Raw genomic sequence first — 22,227 nt, forward strand, 5'->3', positions numbered from 1 at the left:
ATAACCTGCCGTTTTGCTTTATATTTGGCGCGCCATTTGGCAAACAATAATTTATTCAGAGGTCCACTTTGAGTCTTTACGTCCAGGGACAAAACGAAGACATTCTGAAAATCGTCGGCCGCGCCGTGTTAACCCTGCATCTGCACGGGGAGACCTTATCTTCGGATAAAGTCAGCTCCATGATTGCTTGTTACGCGGAAGAAGAGCCAGTTAACGACGATGAAAACCAGCGTTTATATGCGCTGGCGATTCAGATGTTATCGTAAATCCAGCCATCTGCAGTGGGTGCATGCCGCCCCTGCATTTACCGTTCATCAAGCCTCCTCACGGAGGCTTTTTTGATCTCAGGCACTGAACACCGCGGCACCACGCTGGAAGGTGGCACGCACCGGGGCAATCCGTGCCACCGCTTCGGCGGAGCAGCTCGCCTCAACCAGCATCATGCTGGCATCATCCTGCACTTTCGGCCACTGGCGCTCGCCCTGGTTCGACAGCGGCAGGATGCCGCCGGTGGCAATGTGCAGTGCCCGGCTCAAACCAAACTCATCCGAACCGCGATAGAGTTGCGCATACAGGTTGGCTTTCTCCAGCATGCTGCCGGTGCCAAACGGTGACCAGTGATCGATCACGCTATCGGTGCCGGTCATCACCGTGATGCCTGCGGCCTGCAGTTGTGGCAACGGCATAGTGAGTTTGCCGATCGGAATGGTGGACGCCACGCTCATCTGTTGTTCAGCCATGCCTGCAATCATCTTATCGAGCGTTTTGCCTTCCAGCGTGGCCAGCGCAAAGCCATGGCTCAGCGTCACTCTGCCTTTGAGCGGCGGGTTCTTCGCGATGGTGTCCACCATATACTGAATGGCTGCCACGCCAGATGGCGCGGTTTCGTGCAGATGGATATCGACGCCACGATCAAAATCCAGCGCAATCTGGAACATGGCATCCAGCGAGGCCTGCATAGCGCCATCCACATTGGTGGGATCCAGTCCACCAACGTACTGTACGCCCATCTGCATCGCTTCGCGCATCAGGCCATCCACTTTTGAATGCAGTAAACCGTGCTGCGGGAAGGCGACAATTTCACAGGGAAATTCGGGGTGGTTCGCCAGCGCCAGCTTCAGATGCTCCAGGCTTTTCAGGCCACTCACCGGATCGATGTTGCAATGGCTGCGTGCTTCTGTGGTGCCTTTACTGTGCAATAAGCCGATCAACGCTTCAGCACGCGCCTGCGATGTGGGGAGCAACTGCGGGATCAGTACCTGCTCACGAGCAATCATATCCATGATGGTTTTGCCCTGGCGCGGACGCGGGGCTTGCCAGGGGCCGCTGTAAAATGTTTTGTCCAGGTGGATGTGCATGTCACGGGTGCGCGGCAACAGCAGCGAGCCTTGGGCATCCCACTGCGGAATGTCGGCGTTGCGCGCTGTACCGGCGGCTTCGATGGCGGCAAATTTGCCGTCTTTGACAGTGATATCGTAAAGCGCTGTCCGCGTCGCGATGATGTCGTTGCCGTCACGCTCAAAGCCTTCTTCGAGGCGTACGTTGAGCAATTGGTAATGGTCTACGCGCGGTGGCGGCGCAGAGATTGGCGATACGGCGGAAGAGGGCGAGGGAGCGGCGGCGCTCATACCGGCGGCCAGCAGGCTTCCGGCGGCGGTGAGGCGGACGCCCTGGCTAATGAAATCGCGACGGCTAGGTGAAGTGAGGTGCATCAGAGGCTCCAGTCAACAAGGAAAACGTTAATCTGGCAAAACCCGGGTCGCGGCGCTGCGATATTTCCCACTGCTGAGCAGTGGAAAAATCACTGCCACTTCAACTGGCAAAATTCGACTAACGCCTCGGCCAGCGCCTGCTGCAAATCGTCCTGTGGGGAACGGCAAAACAGCGCCAGCTCAAAGTGGCTGATTGGCGGCAAACCCTGAGTTTCATCCAGCACGCGATGCCCCGGCAAACGACAGCTGGCAGGCAGCAAGGTCAGGCCTAAACCCGCCGCGCTGGCACTGGCGAGCGCCACCAGACTGGCACTGCTATAACTGATGCGCCAGCTACGGCCCAGCGCATCCAGCGTCTGACACATCTCCTCGCGATACAGTCCCTGCTGGGGAAATACCACCAGCGGCACTGGCGTCTGCTCAAAGCAGGGGTGTTCGGCGCTGTCCAGCCACAGCAGGGGTTCCGGTCGCGCTGCCAGCGGACGCTCACCGCCGGGTTGCTTGATCAGCATGATATCCAGCTCTTCTCGCTGCCACGCACGATGCAAGTCGACATACATGCCGCTCATCACGTCGAGGCGCAGCTGGGGATGTTCGCGACTAAACTGTGCCAGCAGTGCTGCGGTGGGGGCTGCAAAATCCTCTGGCACGCCAAGGCGCAGGACGCCATCGCGCCACTTGTCGCTCAGTACATCGTGAGCCTCGCCGTTGAGCGCAATGATCCGGCGGGCATAGCCAAGTAATTTCTCTCCCTCCTCAGTTAACACCACCTGATGCGAGGTGCGTTCCAGCAGCGCTTTACCAATCATCTCTTCCAGGCGGCGAACCTGCTGGCTGACGGTGGATTGAGATAGGTGCACGCGCTCAGCGGCGCGTGTGAAGCTGGCGGTTTCGCATACCGCGACAAAACTGAGTAACTGCTGCGGCGTAAACATCGGCTGACGATTCATTTTTCCACTGATCGCTATGGTGTTATTTCATTTCCAAATAGTAACCATTGCTGCGACCCTGACAACCTTTCTACTGCAGGATTGTGTATGAACCGACATTCCAACGGATTGCCGCTCGCCGCTTTGGTGCTGGCCGGGCTCAATATGCGTCCGTTACTGACCTCTGTTAGCCCATTGCTGGGCGAACTTCGCCAGGCCATGAGCCTCTCTTCGATTGCCGCTTCGTTGTTACCCGCCGTGCCGATGGTGATGATGGGCGCGGTGGCGCTACTCAGTGCCTCCCTGATGCAACGTATTCCGCTGCAACGTTTGTTGATCGCCGGGCTGATCCTGCTGCTGCTGGCGCTGGCTGCACGCGGTGTGATTCACGACGGGCAATGGCTGGTGGTCAGCGCGCTTTTTGCCGGGCTGGGAGTTGGCGTGGTGCAGATGGCGATGCCGGGGTTGATTCGTCAGCGCTTTGCCCAGCGCAGCGCCCCCGTTACCGGGTTGTGGGCGGGGGCGTTAATGGGCGGCGGCGGATTGGGGGCAGCACTCTCGCCGTGGCTCAGCACGCACTTCGGCTGGTCACTGGCGCTCACCGGTTGGGCACTGCCCGTATTGCTGGCGATTGTGCTGTGGTGGATCGTGAGTGTGCCGGTGATGCAAAGCGCAGAGTCGGTCTCTATGCCCTCGCTCTGGCGTAAACCGCGCGCCTGGTCGCTGGCACTCAGTTTTGGCCTGGTCAATGGCGGCTATGCGACCTGCGTCGCCTGGCTTCCGGATGCTTATCACCACCTTGGCTGGTCAGCACAGGCAGGCGGCTCATTGCTGGGCGTGATGATCCTTTGCCAGGTAGCAGGCGCGTTGTTGATGCCCTTGCTGGCGCGCAAGGCGGATCGCCGTCCACAGCTGATCATCAGTCTGGTTTGCCAGCTGGTCGGTATGTGCGGTTTCCTGTTTGCCCCCCTGTTGGCGCCATGGTTGTGGGCGGCGATTGCCGGATTTGGTTTAGGGGCTGCGTTCCCGCTGGCGATGGTGCTGGCGCTCGATCACCTGCCACATCCGCAGGCGGGTGCACGCCTGGTGGCGTTTATGCAGGGCGCAGGTTTCATCATCGCCGGGTGTATGCCGTTTATCGCCGGTCAGTTGCAGGCGCTGACGCACAGTTTTACCAGCGTGTGGATGATGCAGGGCGGCGTGACGGTGGGATTGATTGCGCTGAATCTTCGCTTTCATCCCCACAGTTATCGTCGGGCCTTTGGTCAGACAGAGTGAGCATTGGTCCTACCAAAACGATTTAAATGTTGCCACATCGTCACATAACACGAAAAATCACCCCAGCGTCGTTGCTTTAGATTAACAATGCATTAACTATCTGGAGCCAGAAAGCCCCGCACTGCATTTTGGTCCTACCAATTTCAGTGAGCAGAAGGGCAAGACCTGCGGCGCAAACCTGCATTGCCGTTGCGCTGCACTCATCTGGTAACCTCTGGAGATAACGGCATGCCGGTGTGGCAACAAAACTACGATCCTCTCAACAATCTGTGGCTCTCCAGCCTGGTGGCGGTGATTCCGATTGTGTTCTTCTTCTTCGCGCTGCTGAAGCTCAAGCTGAAAGGCTATCAGGCGGGCACCGCCACGGTGGTGATTGCACTGCTGGTGGCGCTGTTCCTGTATGGTATGCCGTTGGGCCAGGCGCTGGCTTCCGTGGTGTATGGCTTCCTGTACGGCCTGTGGCCAATCGCCTGGATCATCGTCGCGGCGGTATTTGTGTATAAAATCTCGGTGAAAACCGGGCAATTCGACATTATCCGCGCTTCGATCCTCTCGATTACTCCCGATCAGCGCTTACAGATGCTGATCGTCGGTTTCTCCTTCGGCGCGTTTCTCGAAGGGGCGGCGGGTTTTGGCGCACCGGTGGCGATCACCGCAGCCCTGCTGGTGGGATTAGGCTTTAATCCGCTGTACGCGGCTGGCTTATGCTTGATCGTCAACACTGCGCCAGTGGCCTTTGGTGCGATGGGGATTCCGATTATTGTCGCCGGGCAAGTCACCGGACTCGACAGCTTCCAGATCGGGCAGATGGCCGGGCGTCAATTGCCGTTCCTGACCATCATTGTACTGTTCTGGATCATGGCGATTATGGATGGCTGGCGCGGTATCAAGGAAACATGGCCAGCGGTGATCGTGGCGGGCGGATCGTTCGCCATTGCGCAGTTCCTCAGCTCCAACTTCCTTGGCCCCGAGCTGCCAGACATTATCTCGTCACTGGCCTCTCTCATCTGCCTCACGCTGTTCCTGCGCCGCTGGAAGCCAGTACGTATTTTCCGTTTCGATGAGAAAACCGCCGTTGACCCGACGCAAACCTCTCAGCGCTATACGTTGGGCCAGATTGTGCGCGCGTGGATGCCATTCCTGTTCCTCACTGCCACCGTCACCCTGTGGAGTATTCCGCCGTTCAAGGCGCTGTTTGCTAAAGGTGGCGTGATGTATGACTGGGTGTTCAGCGTTCCGGTGCCGCTGCTGCATGAGCTGGTGGCACGTATGCCGCCGGTGGTGAGTGCGGCAACGCCTTATGCGGCCATCTTCAAGTTTGATGTGCTGTCAGCCACCGGCACAGCGATTATCGTGGCGGCGGTGCTGTCAGTTATTTGGCTGCGTATGAAGCCCGCTGCGGCGATCCAGACCTTCGGTGAGACGCTGAAAGAGTTGGCATTGCCCATCTACTCAATCGGTATGGTGCTGGCCTTCGCCTTTATCTCCAACTACTCCGGATTGTCTGCCACACTGGCCTTAGCGCTGGCGCACACCGGCAATGCCTTTACTTTCTTCTCGCCGTTCCTTGGCTGGCTGGGTGTGTTTCTGACAGGATCCGATACCTCTTCTAATGCGCTGTTCGCGGCGTTGCAGGCCACCACCGCGCAGCAGATTGGTGTGTCGGATGTGCTGCTGGTGGCCGCCAACACCACGGGGGGCGTGACGGGTAAGATGATTTCACCTCAGTCGATCGCCATCGCCTGCGCCGCCGTGGGGCTGGTGGGTAAAGAGTCGGATCTGTTCCGCTTTACCGTTAAACACAGTCTGATCTTCACCTGTATGGTGGGGGTGATCACGACACTGCAAGCTTATGTCTTAACCTGGATGATTCCATGACAGAAAACACGCCGCGATTAGCGGAAACGCTACGGGCGCGATTGCTCGCCTGGATTGAGAAACATCAGCTGGAGCCGGGTATGCGCTTACCGGCCGAGCGTCAGTTGGCCGCTGAGTTCGGTGTGTCACGCTCATCATTGCGTGAGGCGATTCAGCAGCTGATCAGTAGCGGCGTGTTAATCAGTAAACGCGGCGGCGGTACCTGGCTATGTGAGCCGCAGGAACCCTGGTCGGAACAGCGGATTGTCGAGCCGATTCGCCAACTGCTGGCGGACGACCCGGATTATCGCTGGGATATCCTGGAAGCGCGCCACGCCATCGAAGCCAGTACCGCCTGGCACGCCGCCTTGCGTGCCACGGAAGCGGATAAAGAGAAGCTGCGTCTTGCCTTTGATGCGCTGCTGAAGATGCACGACTGTGACGATCCCGATATCGCGGCGCAGGCCGATCTGCGCTTCCATCTCGCCATTGCTGAGGCCTCGCACAATGTGGTGCTACTGCAAACCATGCGCGGTTTCTTCGATTTGCTGCAGTCTTCGGTACTGCATAGCCGCCAGCGCATGTACACCCAGCCGGTGATTTTTAATCGCCTGAATGAACAGCACCAGGCGATGTTCGATGCGGTGATGTCCGGTGATGCCGAGTCGGCACGCCAGGCGGCGATGGATCACCTCGGCTTTGTGCATACCACCTTGAAATCGCTCCATGAAGATGAAGCCCGGCAGGCGCGGATTACCCGCTTGCCAGGCGAGTCCCTGGATAATCGTAAGGAAAAAAACTGATGATCATCTCTGCAGCCAGTGACTATCGCGCCGCGGCGCAACGCATCCTGCCCCCGTTCCTGTTCCACTACCTTGACGGCGGCGCGTATGCCGAACACACCCTGAAGCGCAATGTGTCCGATCTGTCGGACGTGGCACTGCGTCAGCGTGTGTTGAAGAACATGTCCGATCTCAGTCTGGAAACCAAACTGTTCAACGAAACGCTGTCGATGCCGGTCACGTTAGCGCCTGTGGGTTTGTGCGGCATGTACGCGCGACGCGGGGAAGTGCAGGCCGCGCGTGCAGCGGCACTGAAAGGCATTCCGTTCACGCTCTCCACCGTATCGCTGTGTCCGATTGAAGAGGTGGCGCCTGCCATTAATCGTCCGATGTGGTTCCAGCTGTATGTGCTGCGCGATCGTGGCTTTATGCGTAACGCACTGGAACGCGCGAAAGCGGCGGGCTGTTCGACGCTGGTCTTCACCGTGGATATGCCGACGCCGGGCGCGCGCTACCGCGATGCGCATTCGGGCATGAGCGGGCCTAACGCGGCGATGCGTCGTTACTGGCAGGCGGTGACACATCCGCAGTGGGCGTGGGATGTGGGGCTGAATGGCCGTCCGCACGATCTCGGTAATATCTCTGCTTATCTCGGTAAGCCCACCGGATTGGAAGATTACATTGGCTGGCTGGCCAATAACTTTGACCCGTCGATCTCATGGAAAGACCTGGAGTGGATTCGTGAGTTCTGGGATGGCCCTATGGTGATCAAAGGCATTCTGGATCCCGAAGATGCGCGTGATGCGGTGCGCTTTGGCGCGGACGGCATTGTGGTGTCGAACCATGGCGGACGCCAGCTAGATGGTGTGCTGTCATCGGCACGCGCACTGCCCGCCATTGCAGACGCCGTGAAAGGCGATATTGCCATTCTGGCCGACAGCGGTATCCGCAACGGGTTGGATGTGGTGCGTATGATCGCGCTCGGTGCAGACACGGTGCTGCTGGGCCGTGCCTTTATCTATGCGCTGGCGACCCATGGCCAGCGTGGCGTTGAGAATTTGCTGAATTTGATTGAAAAAGAGATGAAAGTGGCGATGACGCTGACCGGAGCAAAAAGCATTGCTGAGATCACCCAGGATTCGCTGGTGCAGGCAAATGCGCTGCTGAGCGAAGCGGGTTTACACCCGGCCCGACCGCGTGCCGTGAGCTGAAGCGCGAAAAGCAAAATGAGTGGCGTTGTCTATACTGACTGCTGTCTGACTAACAGGAGGAATGACATGACCATTCATAAGAAAGGATCGGCCCATTGGGAAGGCGACATCAAAGGCAAAGGTACTGTGAGCACCGAAAGCGGCGTGCTGAACAACCAGCCTTACGGTTTTAATACCCGTTTTGAGGGTGAGAAGGGCACCAATCCGGAAGAGCTGATCGGTGCTGCACATGCGGCGTGCTTCTCCATGGCGTTGTCGCTGATGCTGGGTCAGGCTGGCCATCCGCCAAAAAGCATCGACACCACGGCGGATGTGTCACTGGACAAAAAAGGTGAAGGTTTTGCCATTACCAAAATCGCACTGACCAGCACCATTGCGTTGCCAGGCATCGACAGTGCCAAATTTGATGAGATTATTCAGAAAGCCAAAGCGGGCTGCCCGGTCTCTCAGGTGCTGAATGCCGAGATCAGCCTGGACTATACGCTGAATAATTAATCGCCCTTACGGTTTACCAGCGGTAGAATAGCGATGCGCCTTTGGGCGCATCGTTGCTTTCTGCCGTCTGGAGGATGCGTGGGGAAAAAACTGGCTGCAACTAAACACTGGAAAATGATTGTGGTGCTGCTGTGCATTTGCGGCGCGCTGATGCTGATTCGTTGGGCTGCCATGATATGGGGCTGAAAGATTGGATCTGCCGCCATAAGCTCGGCGTGCTAGTGATGGTGATTCTGGTGCTGGAAGGGGTGCACTATCTGCTGACCGCCTCCTGGTTACCGTGGCAACTCGGTTGATTCAGGCGTATTCGCTGTCTGGCTGGCGAACGTTACGCACACTGCTGCGCGCAATGCGATAGGCCTTGCGTGGGTCACCCGCCACAAACTCAAAGGTGGGTGAGTAGTAGAATGGCAACCAGCCTTCAAAGCTGCTCTCCCACTCCCAGCGCACCGGGCAGGGCCAGAGAATGCCATCATACAAAATGTAATAAACCCAGCGTCCGTTTGGACGACGGGGGCGATGATTCTTCATGGGATTCACAACGGTAATAGTGTAAAGCAGCTTATATTTTGGACGCTGCGCGCCGATCTTGCAATGCCGTCTGGCTTATTTTTTGTACAATGAACATAAAATGGCACCGAATTAACGGTGCACTTCCCCGCACAGCAGGACCACATTCGGCCGGACTTTATGGATGCGATCGGCCATTTGCTCACAGGCCACTTTGGTCGGGTAGATACGTTCTGACACGGGTAAGGCGTCACAGGCATCGTGTCCACACGCGCTCACTAACAACACAAAACCAATCAGCATGATTGGACTCCTTTAACACGTTCCTGATGATACGGAAGCAGTGGCTGTTCGTTCCTTTTTTTAATCCAGTATAGCCAAACGGCACGAGAGTCAATGATCACCCTGAGCGGCCTTGTGGTGCGAACGGTGAGATTATAACCAGCCGGACGCACATCAGCAGTACAATCTGGGCTAAACTGTGCGGCCCTGACAAGAATGATGAGTGAGTGACCAATGTTGAACGAAATTGCCCATCCGGCCAGCAGCCCAAAACAAGCCGCGCTGCAACTGGTGATTGAACTGGTGCGTGCAGGCAAACTCAGCCCAATGCAAGGCGATGCTTCAAACATGATTTCTATCTACGAGCAGTTCAAAGCCCATTTTGAGGCGGACAAACACAAAGACTCGGCCATTTCCTGATGCTTTTATCCTAAAAACAGCGCAAGAGATTGCGCTGTTTTTTTTATGCGTAGAACCAGGCGGGCAGAATCGCGATCAAGTTATTCAACGTATGCAGGAAGATGGGCAGCGCGAGGCTATTGCTGCGCAGACGGGCGTAACACAGCAACAGTGAAAACAGCGTCAGGGCCACTATGGTTTCCCAATGCACGTACTGCGTGTGCATCGCGGCGAACAGCAGTGAGGTGAGCAGCATGCAGGCGAAGCGACTCTTCGGCGCCCACAACAGAAACCCCTGTAACAGAAAACCGCGGAACAACACCTCTTCAAACACTGGCGCCAGCAGCACGGCGGTTAGCAGCAGGATCAACATCGAACTGCGACCCTGTTGGCTCTGGGCAATCAACCAGCCTTCCGGTTGCAGGAATTGCGTTTGCGCCACCATCAGTGCCACCAGCGCACCCACAAACAGTAACGCCTGACCAGGGCGGAGATATCCCAGCGGAATGTCAGTGCGGCGTTGGCAGTAAAAACGATACAGCGGATAAATGACCGCGAATTCGAACAAGCAGAGCACAGGCACCAGTAAACCGTTATTACGCAGCGCCCCGTAGTTGGGAAACAGCGTAATCAGCATGGTCACGACGTAATACACCACAAAGCTCGCGGCATAGAACAGCGTCAGCGTCACTTTGTCGGATTGGGTGTCCATAGTCAGCTCAATGGGCAGAGGAAAACGCATAGTAGCAATGGCGATCATTGCTGTCGAGATGGCCCCACACAGAATCGCACTGCTCAAAAATTCCGCCGCGAGGACTAAATCTGCGGCGGCCTGCGCCGATAACCGAAAAAACCATTACAGGACAGAGGCGTCTTGAACGCGCACCCTGTCTTCTCTTTTGCTGCCTCTGTTTTGCGAGCATATTGCATGAATTCTGAGTATCACCGGCACGCGACCTTGCCTGCCAGGGCTAATATGGAAGCGCACACCGTTCGGGTGACGCGACGCAGTTTGCGCACCTTGACGTCGCTGCTGTTTGGCGTGCTGCTGCTTTCAGTCGTGATGGTGCTGGTGATAGCCCACCGACAAAACAGCGACTCGATCCAGCAGGATGTCAACCTGATGCGCCAGGCCTGGCAGCAGCAGCAGCAAAATATGATTATTGATGTGCGTGATTACGCGAACTGGGGCGAAGGCTGGAAAAATTTGCACCTGACGGTGAATAAAGTCTGGGCGTGGGACGAGGAGAACTTAGGGCCGGGTCTGTACAAGGAGTATCACTACGACGGCGTGTTTGTGATCGATGGTGCAGGCAAAACGCGCTATGCGGTGGTGGATGGCAAATTGTCAGAGGCTTCGCTGGAGAGTTGGTTAGGCGGGCAAAGCGCATTGTTACTGGCCGCCGCACGTCACCAGGCTGAGGAGGGCATCACGCGCAATGCGATGATTAATCAGCAGCCGGCATTGGTGGTGGCTGCGCCGATCACCCCAGGAAAGGTGCCCAATCTCCCCACTATCCCTGGCCCGCCTTCGGTGATGGTTTTCGTGAAAATCATGACACCGGAAAAAATGCAGGCACTTGGCAAGTCGCTTAACGTGATTGCCCCACGAATTGCCAATGGCTTAAACGATGCGTTGTATGAACCGCGGCTGGTTGAGCCGGTGATCCAGGGGGAACCGTTGGTGTTGCGCTGGCAGGCCAAAAATCCCGGTTTTGGCGTGATCTGGCTGATGATGCCGCTTTTGCTGTTTACGGCGCTGGCGGTTGCGCTGGTGACACGCCGGGTGGTGCGCCATGCACTGCATAATGCGGTCATTTCCGATCGTCGCTTTGAAATGCTAGCCATCAGCCAGCGTGAGCTGGCCAACAGTGAAGAGCGTTTTCGCGATCTGGCAGAAGCCGCCTCGGACTGGATTTGGGAAGTCGACGATCAGGGTCGCCTTTGCTATCTCTCCTCGCGCTTTGCGGCAGTCACCGGACACGATATCAAAAGCTGGATTGGACGCCCGCTGGATCAGCTTCTAAGCCATCCCAGCCATTCGCTGGTGGCCTGGCTGCTGCGTCAGGGCGATGAAGTGCAGCATGTGCCGCTGCGCTGCCAATTTATGGCCGCCAATGGTGAGCGTCGTATCGGTGAACTGATGGCGAAGACCATTCGCCGCAACGGCTTGCGTACCGGCTTTCGCGGTGCAGTGTCTGATATCACCCATGAAGTGGATGCGGAAGCACGCATCCAGTTCCTGTCACGCCACGATCTGCTCACTGGCCTCGCCAACCGCATGCAACTGCAGGAATTTCTGACCACGCATCTGGAACACGCCACGCAAGCGACACCGCTGTTTGTCATCAGCTTCGATCTGGATCAGTTCAAACCGATCAACGATTCGTGGGGCCACGCGGTGGGCGATGTGGTGCTGAATGAGATCTCTCAGCGGCTGAAAAATCTGATTGGTCCTGATGAGCTGGCGGCACGGTTGGGCGGGGATGAGTTTATTCTGCTGCTGCGCGAAAGCTCGCGTGCCGGTCTGGAGTATCGTTGCCGTGCGCTGCAACGCGCCGTCCATCAGCCCATTATCACCGGCTCGCACCAACTGAGCCTGACCGCCAGCATGGGGATTGTCAGCGCACCGCAGGATGCCAGCCAGCCGGAAGCCTTGCTGCGACTGGCGGACATTGCACTCGGTCAGGCACGCACGGCTGGACGCGATCGCTGGGTGTGGTACTCCAACGATATGGCCAACCATATTCAATCGAAACGCGATATGGTGCAGGCGATTGAAGAGGCGCTGCGCAACAACACGTTTTCACTGCACTATCAGCCGCGTTACCAGCTGCAAAGTGGACTGCTTGCCGGCGCGGAAGCACTGATTCGCTGGCAAGTGGCTGAGGATCAATGGATTACCCCTGATCGCTTTATTCCGCTGGCGGAAGAGAATGGACTGATCGCTGCCATCAGTGACTGGGTGCTCATGCGCGCCTGCCATGATGCCAGCGATTGGGGCGACCAGCGCTACGTATCCGTGAACATTTCTCCGGTGGAATTCCGTAACAGCGATCTGGTGGATCGTGTCGCACACGCGCTGGCGGTTAGCGGTTTACCGGCCACACGGCTGGAACTGGAGATCACTGAAAACGTGACCTTCGAGCATCCCGATCGTGCGCTGGAAATCATGCAGGGGTTGCGTGCGCTGGGTGTGCGGCTGACGGTGGATGATTTTGGTACTGGCTATGCTGCCTTAGGCTATCTCAAAACCTTCCCGTTCAATGGCTTGAAAATCGATCGATCATGGATGAAAGAGTTCCCGGAATCCAGGCAGGCGCAATCAGTGGTGGCGGGGATTGTCGGATTAGCGCGGGCATTTGCACTCACCATCACGGCAGAAGGGATTGAAACCGAAGCGCAGCTCAATGAGCTTAAGGCGCTTTCTTGTGAAGAGGGACAGGGCTATTTTCTCGGCAAGCCAATGCCACTTGCGGCGTTTAAAGTGCGCTTGCAGAATGAAAAAGAAGCCGCTCAATAAGTGCGGCTTCTCGGTTATGGCGGCGGTTTAGCCGCCCATCTCATCAGGGCTTAACGCACCCGCACCGCAACCACGGTCATCAGGATGGCAAAGCCGATAAAAATGGCAAGTTCCATCATCGTCTCCTCAGATAATTCTTAGTTAATTATAGTGACTGAGTGCGTAATTTTTAGACTGGGCGTGCGATTAATCCTGGAAATTGAGAGGAAGATCGCGCGTTAGAGCACAATTATTCGACTCATCCTCTGTCATTGTTTTCACAATAAGGGCTTGCTTTGTTACTCTCGGGAACGGTTCGTTTACTATCCAGGAGGAGAAACTTGTGACCCATTATGGAAAAGCGTTACTGGCTACGGCCTTTTTTGCCTTAACCGCCTGTCAGTCCGCCAGCAAACCGGACAGCACCGCTGCCGTCAGCCACGATCCCGAAACCGATCAGTGTGGCGCATCGCAATATCAGAATTATATCGGCCAGCCACTGAGTAGCCTTGATACCCAACGCTTTGCGGTGCCAGTGCGCGCCATTCCGTGGAACGGTGCCGTCACCATGGACTTCAATCTGCGCCGCCTGAACTTTACCGCCGACCAAAGCGGTAAAATTTCGCGGGTTTATTGCGGGTAAATTCAAACGGACATCGCATTGTCATCGGGCTGTCATGGCGCCGGGCGAGGATAGCTGCGCATTACGGAGATTTCCTCGTCACTCTGGAATATGCAATGCTCGTCTTGTTTCTTCCCGCCTCGGCGGGAATTTTTTTATCTATTAATCCGTACTGGATTAATTGAGGAGCGACGATGAGACACACCGGTAAAATCCTGCTAATCACCCTGTTATTAAGCCCACTGGCGCACGCCTCGAGCGAAGCCGCCTGGCAACAAAACACGCAAAGCCGGCAGCAAGCTTGTCTGAAAGCCAGCGGCCTGAAAGGAGTGAAGGTGGTGGGGAAACCGATTCAGTATGACGATAGCGTCGGTTACGATGCGGTACTGCTGGAAGGGCGTTATCCACAGAAGCACATGAAAAACCAGCTCGGGCATGAGCTGTGTCTGTATCATCGTGCGAGCGGTAAGGCGGTGGTCAGCGAAGCCGATCATCTGCGTGTCGTGAAGTAAAACGCGATGAGGCGCGCCTGCAAGCGGCGGGTCTGGAAGCCGTTGAACGCTGATGTCTTAGGATCCGCCTGCACACAAGGTGATTTGGCAGGCGGCTGAATGACGGCACATTACGGCTTTTGTTGTCTGTCTTCCAGCAGCTGCGCCAGCAAATTACGGTAGCTTTGTAGCTGCTGCTCATCTCCTTCAAATTCCAGTTTCGCAATCACCCGCGCAATGATCGCTTTGCTGGTCGCGGGCTGACCATCATCCATCAATTCGCGCATGATCGCTGCCAGCAGATCGCTCTCGTGCGGCGCATGCCAGGCAGGACTGTTGAAGTAGTCGGTAATCGCCCGACTGGCGCTGTTAGGATGTGTTCTCATGGCTGACCTCCGCAGAGACAACGATGCCCACCGCCGTTTATTGGCAGCATTGGGAAATATGTGTTAAGCATGGGAACTGTCCAGAACGGGCAGCGCCTCGCCAGCGATGGCCGGTGATTTTTTAAACATAGATGCGGCGTCTAATATTGTCAGTAATGAATAGACATATTTTTTCACGTTTGCTCTCTGTCGCGATGCGCTTATCTTGCTGAGTTGTTTGTTTCAGCACATAAAGACACTACAAATCGTGCCCCTTACACTATTTGCTGTGAGCAGAATCACGCACGGCAGCGGAAAACTGCGTTTTTAATCCGATGCCATGTTTTGCCGTCCAGCGATGTTATGAGGTTGTTAGACTGAACCCTCATTTCATTTTTTCTGATGTACACGCCCATGCTACGCTCCATCGAGTCCTGGAAGGTCAATCTGATATCGGTCTGGTTTGGCTGCTTTTTCACTGGATTAGCCATCAGCCAGATTATTCCCTTCCTGCCGCTTTACGTTGAGGAACTCGGCATCCATGGCGCCAATGCACTGAGCGTCTGGTCGGGTCTCACCTTCAGTATCACCTTCATCGTCTCTGCTGCGGTGGCGCCGCTGTGGGGCAGTCTGGCTGACCGTAAAGGGCGCAAGCTGATGCTGTTACGCGCATCCTTTGGTATGGGCGCGGTGATTCTGCTGCAGGCCTTTGTGACCGAAGCATGGCAGCTGCTGCTGCTGCGTGCGCTCATGGGCCTGACATCCGGTTATATTCCTAATGCGATGGCGCTGGTGGCCGCTCAGGTTCCGCGTGAGCGCAGCGGCTGGGCATTGAGCTGTGTCTCCACCGGGCAAATTGGCGGCGTGATTCTGGGGCCGATGATCGGCGGGCTGCTGGCTGACTGGCTGGGACTGCGCATGGTGTTTATTGTCACAGCGGTGCTGTTGATGGTGAGCTTCCTTGTCACGTTGTTCCTGATCAAAGAGACCGGCTACACGCCAGTGAGCAAGCAGGACAAAATGAGCGGACGTGACGTGTTCCGCAGCCTCGACAATCCTCGTCTGATGATGTGTCTGTTCGTCACCACCATGGTGATCCAGATGTGTAATGGCTCGGTAAACCCGATCCTGACGCTGTTCGTGCGCGAGCTGGCACCCGATGCGCAGAATCTGGCCTTCCTCAGTGGTGTGATTGCTGCACTGCCGGGCGTTTCGGCGCTGATCTCCGCCCCTCGTTTGGGTAAGCTGGGCGATCGCATCGGCACGCAGCGCATTCTGATGGGCACCATGCTGTTTTCTCTGGTGTTGCTGATGGCGATGTCATTCGTTACCAGCGCCACCCAGTTAGGCGTGCTGCGTTTCCTGCTGGGCTTTGCCGATGGCGCGATGATGCCCGCAGTACAAACGCTGCTGGTACGCCACTCGCGCGATAATGTCACCGGACGCATCTTTGGCTACAACCAATCCTTTATGTATCTCGGTAACGTGGCCGGCCCGCTATTGGGTGCGGCGGTGTCTGCTGCGACCGGCTATCGCTGGGTCTTCTTCGCGACCGCCGTGGTGGTGCTGTTGAATGTCCTGCTTCTGCGCCGCTTCTATCGCCGCCCGAAAACCGAGCTGACTCCTCCGCTGAGCCAACAAGGTGAGGCGGCGAAGAATACTACTGGCGCAGCGTCATCGCGTAGTGCCACTGCTGCTGAGAAAGCAAAAACTCCGGGCTGACGCTGGGGCTCCATGAGTCGTCACCGCCCACGCCCATATGGAAGCCATCAAGGTGCAGCCAACAGCCTTCCTCTTCCCGCAACAGATGGCGATGCGAAGTATCCCGCAACTGCTCCAGGCTGTAGCGGCTGAGCGAGAAAGCAAAATCGCCGCTCGCCTGCCAGCTGCCGGTATCAAGCTGGCGCGTGCCGCAGCGCAATCCGTTCTCACCCGGGAACACATAGGCGGTACTCAGCGCAGCCAGCGGCTGCTGCCAGTGCGAAAACTGCGCCGCCAGTTGACGATCCGGATAGTTTTCGTGCGGACCCAGGCCGAGCCAGCACACGTTCTGCGGTGCGTTCCTCAACTGACAACGTAACCCGATGCGCGCGGGAGCAGGCAAGCCCGGCGCCTGTTGCACCTCGACACTGATGCTAAACTCACCGTTGCCACCGATCTGATAACGCTTGTGGCTGGTAAAGATCACCTGCCCATTGGCCTGCCACTGATGCCAGGTATCAATCAGCACGCTGTGTTTCAGACTATCGACCTGCATATCCAGCAGCACCGCTTCCAGCTGGTTATAGCCCGCGTGTTTCCAGCGCTCTACCCAGGCATTGGGATCGACATTGGCGGCTTCACTGGTGCCGATATCGTTATCAATCGGCGCGCGTACGAAGCACTCCTGCAATGACGTCAGCATCGTCTCTTCATCGTTAACAAACCACTGCACCAATTCCCCACTGCGGCGCGAGAAGTGCCAACGCTGTTGCGGCAATTGCACAGCAACCAGATCGTGATTGGCAATCAGTTCTGGCGCGGTTGGCGTGGCATCAATCACCCGTGGCATTAACGCAGCGGGCAGCGGCCATTGATCCCAGGCCACGCAAGCATCGGCTTCCGACCATGCGGTGGCCGCGATCTGATGCACCGCCAGATTCAGCCATGCATTTCCCTGTAAATGTTCAGCCGCAGGGATATCAATCACCTGGCTGCCCTGCGCGGCAAGATGCAGCGGCAGCTCGCCCCGCGCGAGTGATACGCCATCCTGTTCGATCGACCAGCGCAGCACTTCATTATCGCTGCTGCGGAACAGATACTCGCTGGAGAGGGTGAAACGCCAGGCGTTATTGGCATCGCGCTGGAATTGGAAGAACTGCTGTGCACGCTGTGCTTCAAACAGAGCAGGATGCGGGGTGCGATCGGCAAACACCAGGCCGTTCATGCAAAACTGGCGGTCGTTAGGCTTATCACCAAAATCGCCGCCGTAGGCTTGCCATGGCTGGCCATGCTCGTCATAACGCGTCAGGCTTTGATCGACCCAATCCCAGACAAAGCCGCCCTGAAGGCGCGGGAACTGGCGGAAAGCCTGCCAGTATTTGGCGAAGCCTCCGAAGCTATTGCCCATGGCATGCGCATACTCGCACAAGATTAACGGACGCGTTTCACCCGGCAGGCCAATCCATTTTTTCAGCGACCATTTCGGCACGGCTGGGAAGGGCTGATCCTGATCGACGCGCGCATACATCGGGCAGACAATATCGGTGGCGGCGGTATTGGCACCTCCGCCTTCGTATTGCACCGGACGCGTCGGGTCGCTGCTTTTCACCCACTGGTAGAGTGCATCGTGCGTACTGCCGTGGCCGGACTCATTGCCCAGTGACCAGATGATGATGCAGGCGTGGTTGCGATCGCGCTGTACCATGCGCGTCACACGTTCGCTGTAAGCGGCGAACCAGCGTGGATCGGCCGATAAACGGTTCATTGGCTGCATGCCGTGGGTTTCAATATTGGCCTCATCGACGACATATAAGCCATATTCATCGCACAGGCGATACCACAGCGGATGGTTGGGATAATGCGCACAGCGAACGGCGTTGAAGTTGTGACGCTTCATCAATTCAATATCGCGCCGCATGCTGGCTTCATCCACCACTTGTCCATTTTCCGGATGGTGTTCATGGCGATTGACACCGCGAATCAGCAGCGCTTTACCGTTAACGCACAGCTGGCCGTTTTCAATGCTGACGCGCCGGAAGCCCACATCGTAAGCTTCCGCTTCAATCACCTGACCGTTGTCATCCAGCAGTGTCACCACGGCACGATAAAGGTGGGGCGTTTCCGCGCTCCACAGCAGCGGATTTTTTATCGGCAGCACCAGCAGCGCACGCTCTGGGTAATGTCCACGCTCGTCAATGACCGCACTGCCCGGTGCTTGCTCTTCGCTGCCGATGCAGGTTTCGTCTTGCCACAGGCTCACGCGCAGACGGCACTGATTAAGCGGCCGTTCACCGGCGTTAATTTTGACACTCACGCGCAGATCGCCACGGATATATTCCGGGCTCAGCGCCGTTTCGATTTGCACGTCGGCCAGTTGGGTTGATGGCTTATGGAGCAGGGTGACGTCGCGGAAAATCCCGCTCATGCGCCACATATCCTGATCTTCTAAATAGCTGCCATCGCTCCAGCGCAACACCATCACTGCCAGTCGGTTCTGGCCGCGCTGCAATGACTGACTCAGATCAAACTCAGCCGGCAGGCGGCTGTCCTGGGAATAGCCTATCCACTGCCCGTTGCACCACAAGAAGAAGGCGGAGTTGACACCATCAAACACAATGCGCGTTTGTCCTTGCGTCAGCCAACTGTCATTAACATTGAATGTGAGCGAGTAACATCCAGTGGGATTCTCTTTAGGTACCCAAGGCGGATTGACGGGGATGGGATATTGCACGTTGGTGTAGATTGGCGCATCGAAGCCATGCAGTTGCCAGTTAGCGGGTACGGGAAGTGCGTGCGCGCCGGGCAGATCCTGCAGTAACCAACTTTGTGGCACCGCTTCGGGTTGAGGGAAATAGCTGAAAGTCCACTGACCGTTTAATAACTGACGCGAAGGCGAGGGGGCGTCATCACGTGCACTGACTTCATCGCGCCAGCTGGAAAACGGCGGATGAGCATCCAGACGATTCAGGCTGGTGATCACCGGATTTTCCCAGTCGCGACGCGCCAGGATATCACTGAGAGAATGGGTGGGCAGGGTCATGGTAAGATCTCATTGATTGTAATGCGCTCACATTGCGTCATTTCGCGCGGCGTGTAAAGTGATCGACCGCCCGCAATGGTTGAAATTTTCGTCAATATGATGATGCCTCTGTGGTTTTTTCGCGGGCGTAGTGCCAGTAATTTGTTAAGCATGGTGAGCAGAGATGAATAGCGCCGGGTTGCAGAGAATTCTGTATTGTCGCGCCCGTTGCCGCCTCATACACTCAGCCCGATTTCACCATTCTGAGGTAATTATGGTCCGTATTATTAAACTCGCTGCCGTTGTGGCATTGGTGACCGCGTTGAGCGGTTGTATCTTCCCACCGCCGGGTGGCGGAGGCGGTTGGGGTGGTCCTGGCGGCGGTGGCGGTCCAGGTCGTGGCTTTATGGGACCCCATTAATTAGCGCCAGACGGTAATGCATGACGACGCGCGAAACGTTTCGAAAAAGCCCTATCTATGAAGTGAAACGTTTCGCCGTTACATATTGAAATTCCGTTTCTTTTTTAACGCTGCGCTTATTCTAAATTTTGGGCAAACTGCCACAAACCCCTGTTGTTTTCGCTCCCTCAATGCTAACGTCTGTTTTCCATCTCTTATTGAGCCCGTCGCATGAAAAACCTGATTGCGGAACTCCTGCTAAAACTGGCTGAGAAAGAAGAAGAGTCCAAAGAATTAGTGGTCCAGGTTGAGGCATTAGAAATTGTGCTGACGGCCATGCTGCGTAAGCTGGAACCTGAACAATTCAACGAGATTGCGGCCGGTATCGCCACCGCGATGCCTCCACTTGCCCCAGCGGCAGAAACCCCTGATACCACTCTGCTGCGTAACTACGTTGAAAAGCTGCTGAATCATCCCCGCGTGTAAGCGTCACGTCACGCTGAAGAACCGATTTTGCTGTTAGCGTGCTCGCAGTAAGCTCTGGACGAGAGAATATATTTTTTCTGCATTGCTTATTTCCTGCCATGATTAAAAGGCAATAATTCTATGGAGATTCCGGCAATGAAATCGTGTCTTTTGGCAATGATAGCAGCAGGCCTGCTGTTGGCGGGCAGTGCGGGGGCAGCAGAGAAAACCGCCCAACAAAATAAAATGACCATGTGTAACCAACACGCTTCCTCGCAGGATTTAAAAGGGGACGCGCGTAAATCCTTCATGAGCGACTGTCTAAAAAAAGACAGCAAGATGGGCAGCATGACGCCGCAGCAAATGAAGATGAAAACCTGTAATACTGACGCGGCTGATAAAAAACTCAGCGGCGATGCGCGTAAGACTTTTATGAGTTCCTGCCTGAAAAAAGCCTAATCGAATTACCCCTGATTTAAGGGTTCATACTTGGTATGAGCCCTTTTTATTGCACCTCTCTTTCTGTTCAGAAGAAAAAGTAATAGCCGGATCGTCATCACATTTTAAGTGCGGCAAAGGTGGCAGGATTTATTAATCCTAAATAAGGACTAATTAAAAAATAACCTATTCTTCCCCTCGAGGCCGGTTCCTTCGTCGGGCAGCTTTGACCTGTGGAGACTCTTATGAATGTGCTTGATTATGCGGTAATGGCGCTCTATGCGTTGATGATAGTGGCCATTACGCTCTGGGCGATGCGTAAAGTAGGCAGCACGCGTGATTTCTTCGCGGCAGGTGGGAAAATGCCCTGGTGGCTATCCGGCGTCTCGCATCATATGTCCGGCTACAGTGCGGCCGTGTTCGTGGCCTATGCCGCAGTGGCTTACAACATGGGCATCACCATCTATTTCTGGTGGGCGTTTCCCATCTCGATTGCGGTATTAATCGGATCGCGCCTCTTTGCGCCACGCTGGGCCCGGCTGCGGATTCATATGAATATCGAATCGCCGATGGAGTACCTCGCTACGCGCTATAACCTGCCAACGCAGATGGTGCTGGCGTGGAGTGGGGTGCTGCTGAAAACCTTCGACGTCGGCGCTAAATGGGCCGCCATCGCCGTGATCATCAACGTCTTTACCGGATTAGATCCGTTGATAGGCATTTGCATCTCCGGTGCGCTGAGCCTGTTCTATACGGTGATGGGCGGTTTATGGGCCGATGCCTGTAATGACTTCGGCCAGTTTGTGGTGCAGTTTGTCGCCGCGATTGTCATGGTGGTGGCTGTGGCGATGCATCTTGGTGGTTTCGGCGAGCTGTTTACCATCTGGCAGCACTTGCCCGCGACGCACACCGACATCGTTCAGGAGCCGTACACACTCGGCTTTATTCTGGCCTACTTTGTGATTTACACCCTGAGCTACAACGGTGGTACCTGGAATCTGGCCCAGCGCTTTATCGCCGCACCGGCGGGCCGCGATGCACGTAAAGCCGCGTTGCTCTCGGCCGCACTCTACCTGATCTGGCCACTGATTCTGTTCTGGCCGATGTGGGCTGCACCGCTGTTGTTTCCTCATCTCAGCGATCCCTCACGTTCTTACTCTGTGATGGCCATGGAACTGCTGCCGAATGGGTTAATCGGATTAGTGCTGGTGGCGATGTTCACTCATACGCTATCGATGACCTCATCAGATGCCAATGCCATCACGGCAGTGGTGACGCGTGACATTCTTCCCGGCATGCTGCCGCGACGTTTTCAGCGTGGTAAAAGCTCGCTGTTAGTGGCGCGTTTGACGGCTTTTCTCTTCATCATCACCACGTTGATTATCGCCATGAATGCCAGCCGTTTCGGCGGTGTGCTGTCTCTGCTGATTATCTGGTTCGGCGGATTGGTGGGGCCCATTTCAATTCCGATGCTTTTAGGCTTACTGCCCGCATTTCGCCGTAGCGGCAGTGCCGCCGCGCTGGTGAGCTGGGCGGTAGGCGTGGGCACCTTTTTCTGCGTGAAGTTTATCTTCACCGATGTCAGCACCGCCACTCAGGTGGCCGCACCCGTCATGTCATCACTGGTGCTGTTTGTTGTTATGGGATGGCTGCGTCGTGCGCCGATCCGTCCGGAAGTTGACGCGCTGCTCACAGCGCTCAATCAGGATCAGAATACGACTGCCAGTTCGCGCTGGCCGCAGAGTCACAACGCTTCTCAGGAGGGATAG

The 22,227-nt window shown here is 56.1% G+C and carries 23 protein-coding genes; 16 read left to right on the top strand and 7 right to left on the bottom strand.

Translation table 11 applies throughout. From position 1 onward, the window contains the following. Positions 1-68 precede the first annotated feature (68 nt). On the top strand, positions 69-266 hold the full coding sequence (locus IAE30_RS10535) for a hypothetical protein (protein ID WP_200679542.1): 198 nt from the start codon (positions 69-71) through the stop codon (positions 264-266). A 78-nt stretch (positions 267-344) separates the two neighbouring features. On the opposite strand, the gene IAE30_RS10540 is transcribed toward IAE30_RS10535, so the two are convergent. Both IAE30_RS10540 and IAE30_RS10545 read right to left on the bottom strand, forming a co-directional pair. Beyond that, positions 345-1,712 (bottom strand): amidohydrolase family protein, encoded by a 1,368-nt coding sequence (locus IAE30_RS10540; RefSeq protein ID WP_200679544.1) that lies wholly within the window; start codon positions 1,710-1,712, stop codon positions 345-347. A gap of 89 nt (positions 1,713-1,801) precedes the next feature. After that, on the bottom strand, positions 1,802-2,662 hold the full coding sequence (locus IAE30_RS10545) for a LysR substrate-binding domain-containing protein (protein WP_200679546.1): 861 nt from the start codon (positions 2,660-2,662) through the stop codon (positions 1,802-1,804). A gap of 87 nt (positions 2,663-2,749) precedes the next feature. Here IAE30_RS10545 and IAE30_RS10550 point away from each other — a divergent pair, with 87 nt between their 5' ends. The 6 genes from IAE30_RS10550 to yniD all read left to right on the top strand — a co-directional run bounded on the left by IAE30_RS10550 (position 2,750) and on the right by yniD (position 8,450). After that, complete coding sequence (locus IAE30_RS10550; protein ID WP_200679556.1) at positions 2,750-3,919, top strand: cyanate transporter; 1,170 nt, start codon at positions 2,750-2,752, stop codon at positions 3,917-3,919. A 228-nt stretch (positions 3,920-4,147) separates the two neighbouring features. Next, positions 4,148-5,797, top strand: a complete 1,650-nt coding sequence (gene lldP / locus IAE30_RS10555) for an L-lactate permease (protein ID WP_034830465.1) — start codon at positions 4,148-4,150, stop codon at positions 5,795-5,797. Continuing rightward, a complete protein-coding gene (gene lldR / locus IAE30_RS10560) occupies positions 5,794-6,579 on the top strand; it encodes a transcriptional regulator LldR (RefSeq protein WP_200538269.1) in 786 nt (261 codons plus the stop codon). The genes lldP and lldR overlap by 4 nt, the downstream gene beginning before the upstream one ends. Beyond that, a complete protein-coding gene (gene lldD, locus IAE30_RS10565) occupies positions 6,579-7,769 on the top strand; it encodes an FMN-dependent L-lactate dehydrogenase LldD (RefSeq protein ID WP_200679564.1) in 1,191 nt (396 codons plus the stop codon). The genes lldR and lldD overlap by 1 nt, the downstream gene beginning before the upstream one ends. Positions 7,770-7,835: 66 nt before the next feature. Continuing rightward, positions 7,836-8,264, top strand: coding sequence for an OsmC family protein (locus tag IAE30_RS10570; RefSeq protein WP_038648715.1), 429 nt, complete (start codon positions 7,836-7,838; stop codon positions 8,262-8,264). A gap of 78 nt (positions 8,265-8,342) precedes the next feature. After that, a complete protein-coding gene (yniD, locus tag IAE30_RS30035; protein WP_097117533.1) occupies positions 8,343-8,450 on the top strand; it encodes a small membrane protein YniD in 108 nt (35 codons plus the stop codon). A 111-nt stretch (positions 8,451-8,561) separates the two neighbouring features. Here the strand turns inward: yniD and IAE30_RS10575 are convergent, their stop codons facing one another. Further along, positions 8,562-8,795: a hypothetical protein gene (locus tag IAE30_RS10575; RefSeq protein ID WP_038648712.1), complete on the bottom strand. Its 234-nt coding sequence runs from the start codon at positions 8,793-8,795 to the stop codon at positions 8,562-8,564. A gap of 111 nt (positions 8,796-8,906) precedes the next feature. Further along, positions 8,907-9,077 (bottom strand): hypothetical protein, encoded by a 171-nt coding sequence (locus IAE30_RS10580; RefSeq protein WP_007887091.1) that lies wholly within the window; start codon positions 9,075-9,077, stop codon positions 8,907-8,909. Positions 9,078-9,290: 213 nt separating this feature from the next. On the opposite strand from IAE30_RS10580, the gene IAE30_RS10585 reads away from it, so the two are divergent. After that, the gene (locus IAE30_RS10585) at positions 9,291-9,476 is read left to right on the top strand and encodes a hypothetical protein (RefSeq protein ID WP_034830477.1); all 186 of its coding nucleotides are present in this window, start codon (positions 9,291-9,293) and stop codon (positions 9,474-9,476) included. A gap of 43 nt (positions 9,477-9,519) precedes the next feature. Here the strand turns inward: IAE30_RS10585 and IAE30_RS10590 are convergent, their stop codons facing one another. Then, positions 9,520-10,167, bottom strand: a complete 648-nt coding sequence (locus IAE30_RS10590) for a CPBP family intramembrane glutamic endopeptidase (RefSeq protein WP_034830547.1) — start codon at positions 10,165-10,167, stop codon at positions 9,520-9,522. A 216-nt stretch (positions 10,168-10,383) separates the two neighbouring features. Between IAE30_RS10590 and IAE30_RS10595 the strand changes: the two genes are divergently transcribed. The 3 genes from IAE30_RS10595 (at position 10,384) to IAE30_RS10605 (ending at position 14,091) form a co-directional block, all read left to right on the top strand. Further along, positions 10,384-12,978: an EAL domain-containing protein gene (locus tag IAE30_RS10595; RefSeq protein WP_200679566.1), complete on the top strand. Its 2,595-nt coding sequence runs from the start codon at positions 10,384-10,386 to the stop codon at positions 12,976-12,978. 322 nt (positions 12,979-13,300) lie between these two features. Continuing rightward, positions 13,301-13,600 carry an I78 family peptidase inhibitor gene (locus IAE30_RS10600; RefSeq protein WP_045833892.1) on the top strand — a complete coding sequence of 100 codons (300 nt, stop codon included), beginning with the start codon at positions 13,301-13,303 and terminating at the stop codon, positions 13,598-13,600. Positions 13,601-13,773: 173 nt separating this feature from the next. Continuing rightward, positions 13,774-14,091 (top strand): hypothetical protein, encoded by a 318-nt coding sequence (locus tag IAE30_RS10605; RefSeq protein WP_200679568.1) that lies wholly within the window; start codon positions 13,774-13,776, stop codon positions 14,089-14,091. A gap of 110 nt (positions 14,092-14,201) precedes the next feature. On the opposite strand, the gene IAE30_RS10610 is transcribed toward IAE30_RS10605, so the two are convergent. Then, positions 14,202-14,456 (bottom strand): biofilm development regulator YmgB/AriR family protein, encoded by a 255-nt coding sequence (locus tag IAE30_RS10610; RefSeq protein WP_038648702.1) that lies wholly within the window; start codon positions 14,454-14,456, stop codon positions 14,202-14,204. 393 nt (positions 14,457-14,849) lie between these two features. Between IAE30_RS10610 and IAE30_RS10615 the strand changes: the two genes are divergently transcribed. Continuing rightward, positions 14,850-16,157 (top strand): multidrug efflux MFS transporter, encoded by a 1,308-nt coding sequence (locus tag IAE30_RS10615; protein ID WP_038648699.1) that lies wholly within the window; start codon positions 14,850-14,852, stop codon positions 16,155-16,157. On the opposite strand, the gene IAE30_RS10620 is transcribed toward IAE30_RS10615, so the two are convergent. Then, a complete protein-coding gene (locus IAE30_RS10620; RefSeq protein WP_200679570.1) occupies positions 16,096-19,176 on the bottom strand; it encodes a beta-galactosidase in 3,081 nt (1,026 codons plus the stop codon). The two genes, IAE30_RS10615 and IAE30_RS10620, sit on opposite strands and share 62 nt — an antisense overlap. Before the next feature lie 253 nt (positions 19,177-19,429). Here IAE30_RS10620 and IAE30_RS10625 point away from each other — a divergent pair, with 253 nt between their 5' ends. The 4 genes from IAE30_RS10625 (at position 19,430) to IAE30_RS10640 (ending at position 22,227) form a co-directional block, all read left to right on the top strand. Further along, the gene (locus tag IAE30_RS10625; protein ID WP_166933682.1) at positions 19,430-19,576 is read left to right on the top strand and encodes a hypothetical protein; all 147 of its coding nucleotides are present in this window, start codon (positions 19,430-19,432) and stop codon (positions 19,574-19,576) included. Positions 19,577-19,786: 210 nt separating this feature from the next. Then, positions 19,787-20,041, top strand: coding sequence for an anti-adapter protein IraP (gene iraP / locus IAE30_RS10630; RefSeq protein ID WP_038648694.1), 255 nt, complete (start codon positions 19,787-19,789; stop codon positions 20,039-20,041). A 135-nt stretch (positions 20,042-20,176) separates the two neighbouring features. After that, positions 20,177-20,479: a PsiF family protein gene (locus IAE30_RS10635; RefSeq protein ID WP_038650257.1), complete on the top strand. Its 303-nt coding sequence runs from the start codon at positions 20,177-20,179 to the stop codon at positions 20,477-20,479. Between the two features lie 224 nt (positions 20,480-20,703). Next, positions 20,704-22,227 carry a sodium:solute symporter family protein gene (locus IAE30_RS10640; protein WP_200679572.1) on the top strand — a complete coding sequence of 508 codons (1,524 nt, stop codon included), beginning with the start codon at positions 20,704-20,706 and terminating at the stop codon, positions 22,225-22,227.

This window comes from Pantoea sp. S61, assembly GCF_016625145.1.
Classification (GTDB): Bacteria; Pseudomonadota; Gammaproteobacteria; order Enterobacterales; family Enterobacteriaceae; genus Pantoea; species Pantoea rwandensis_B.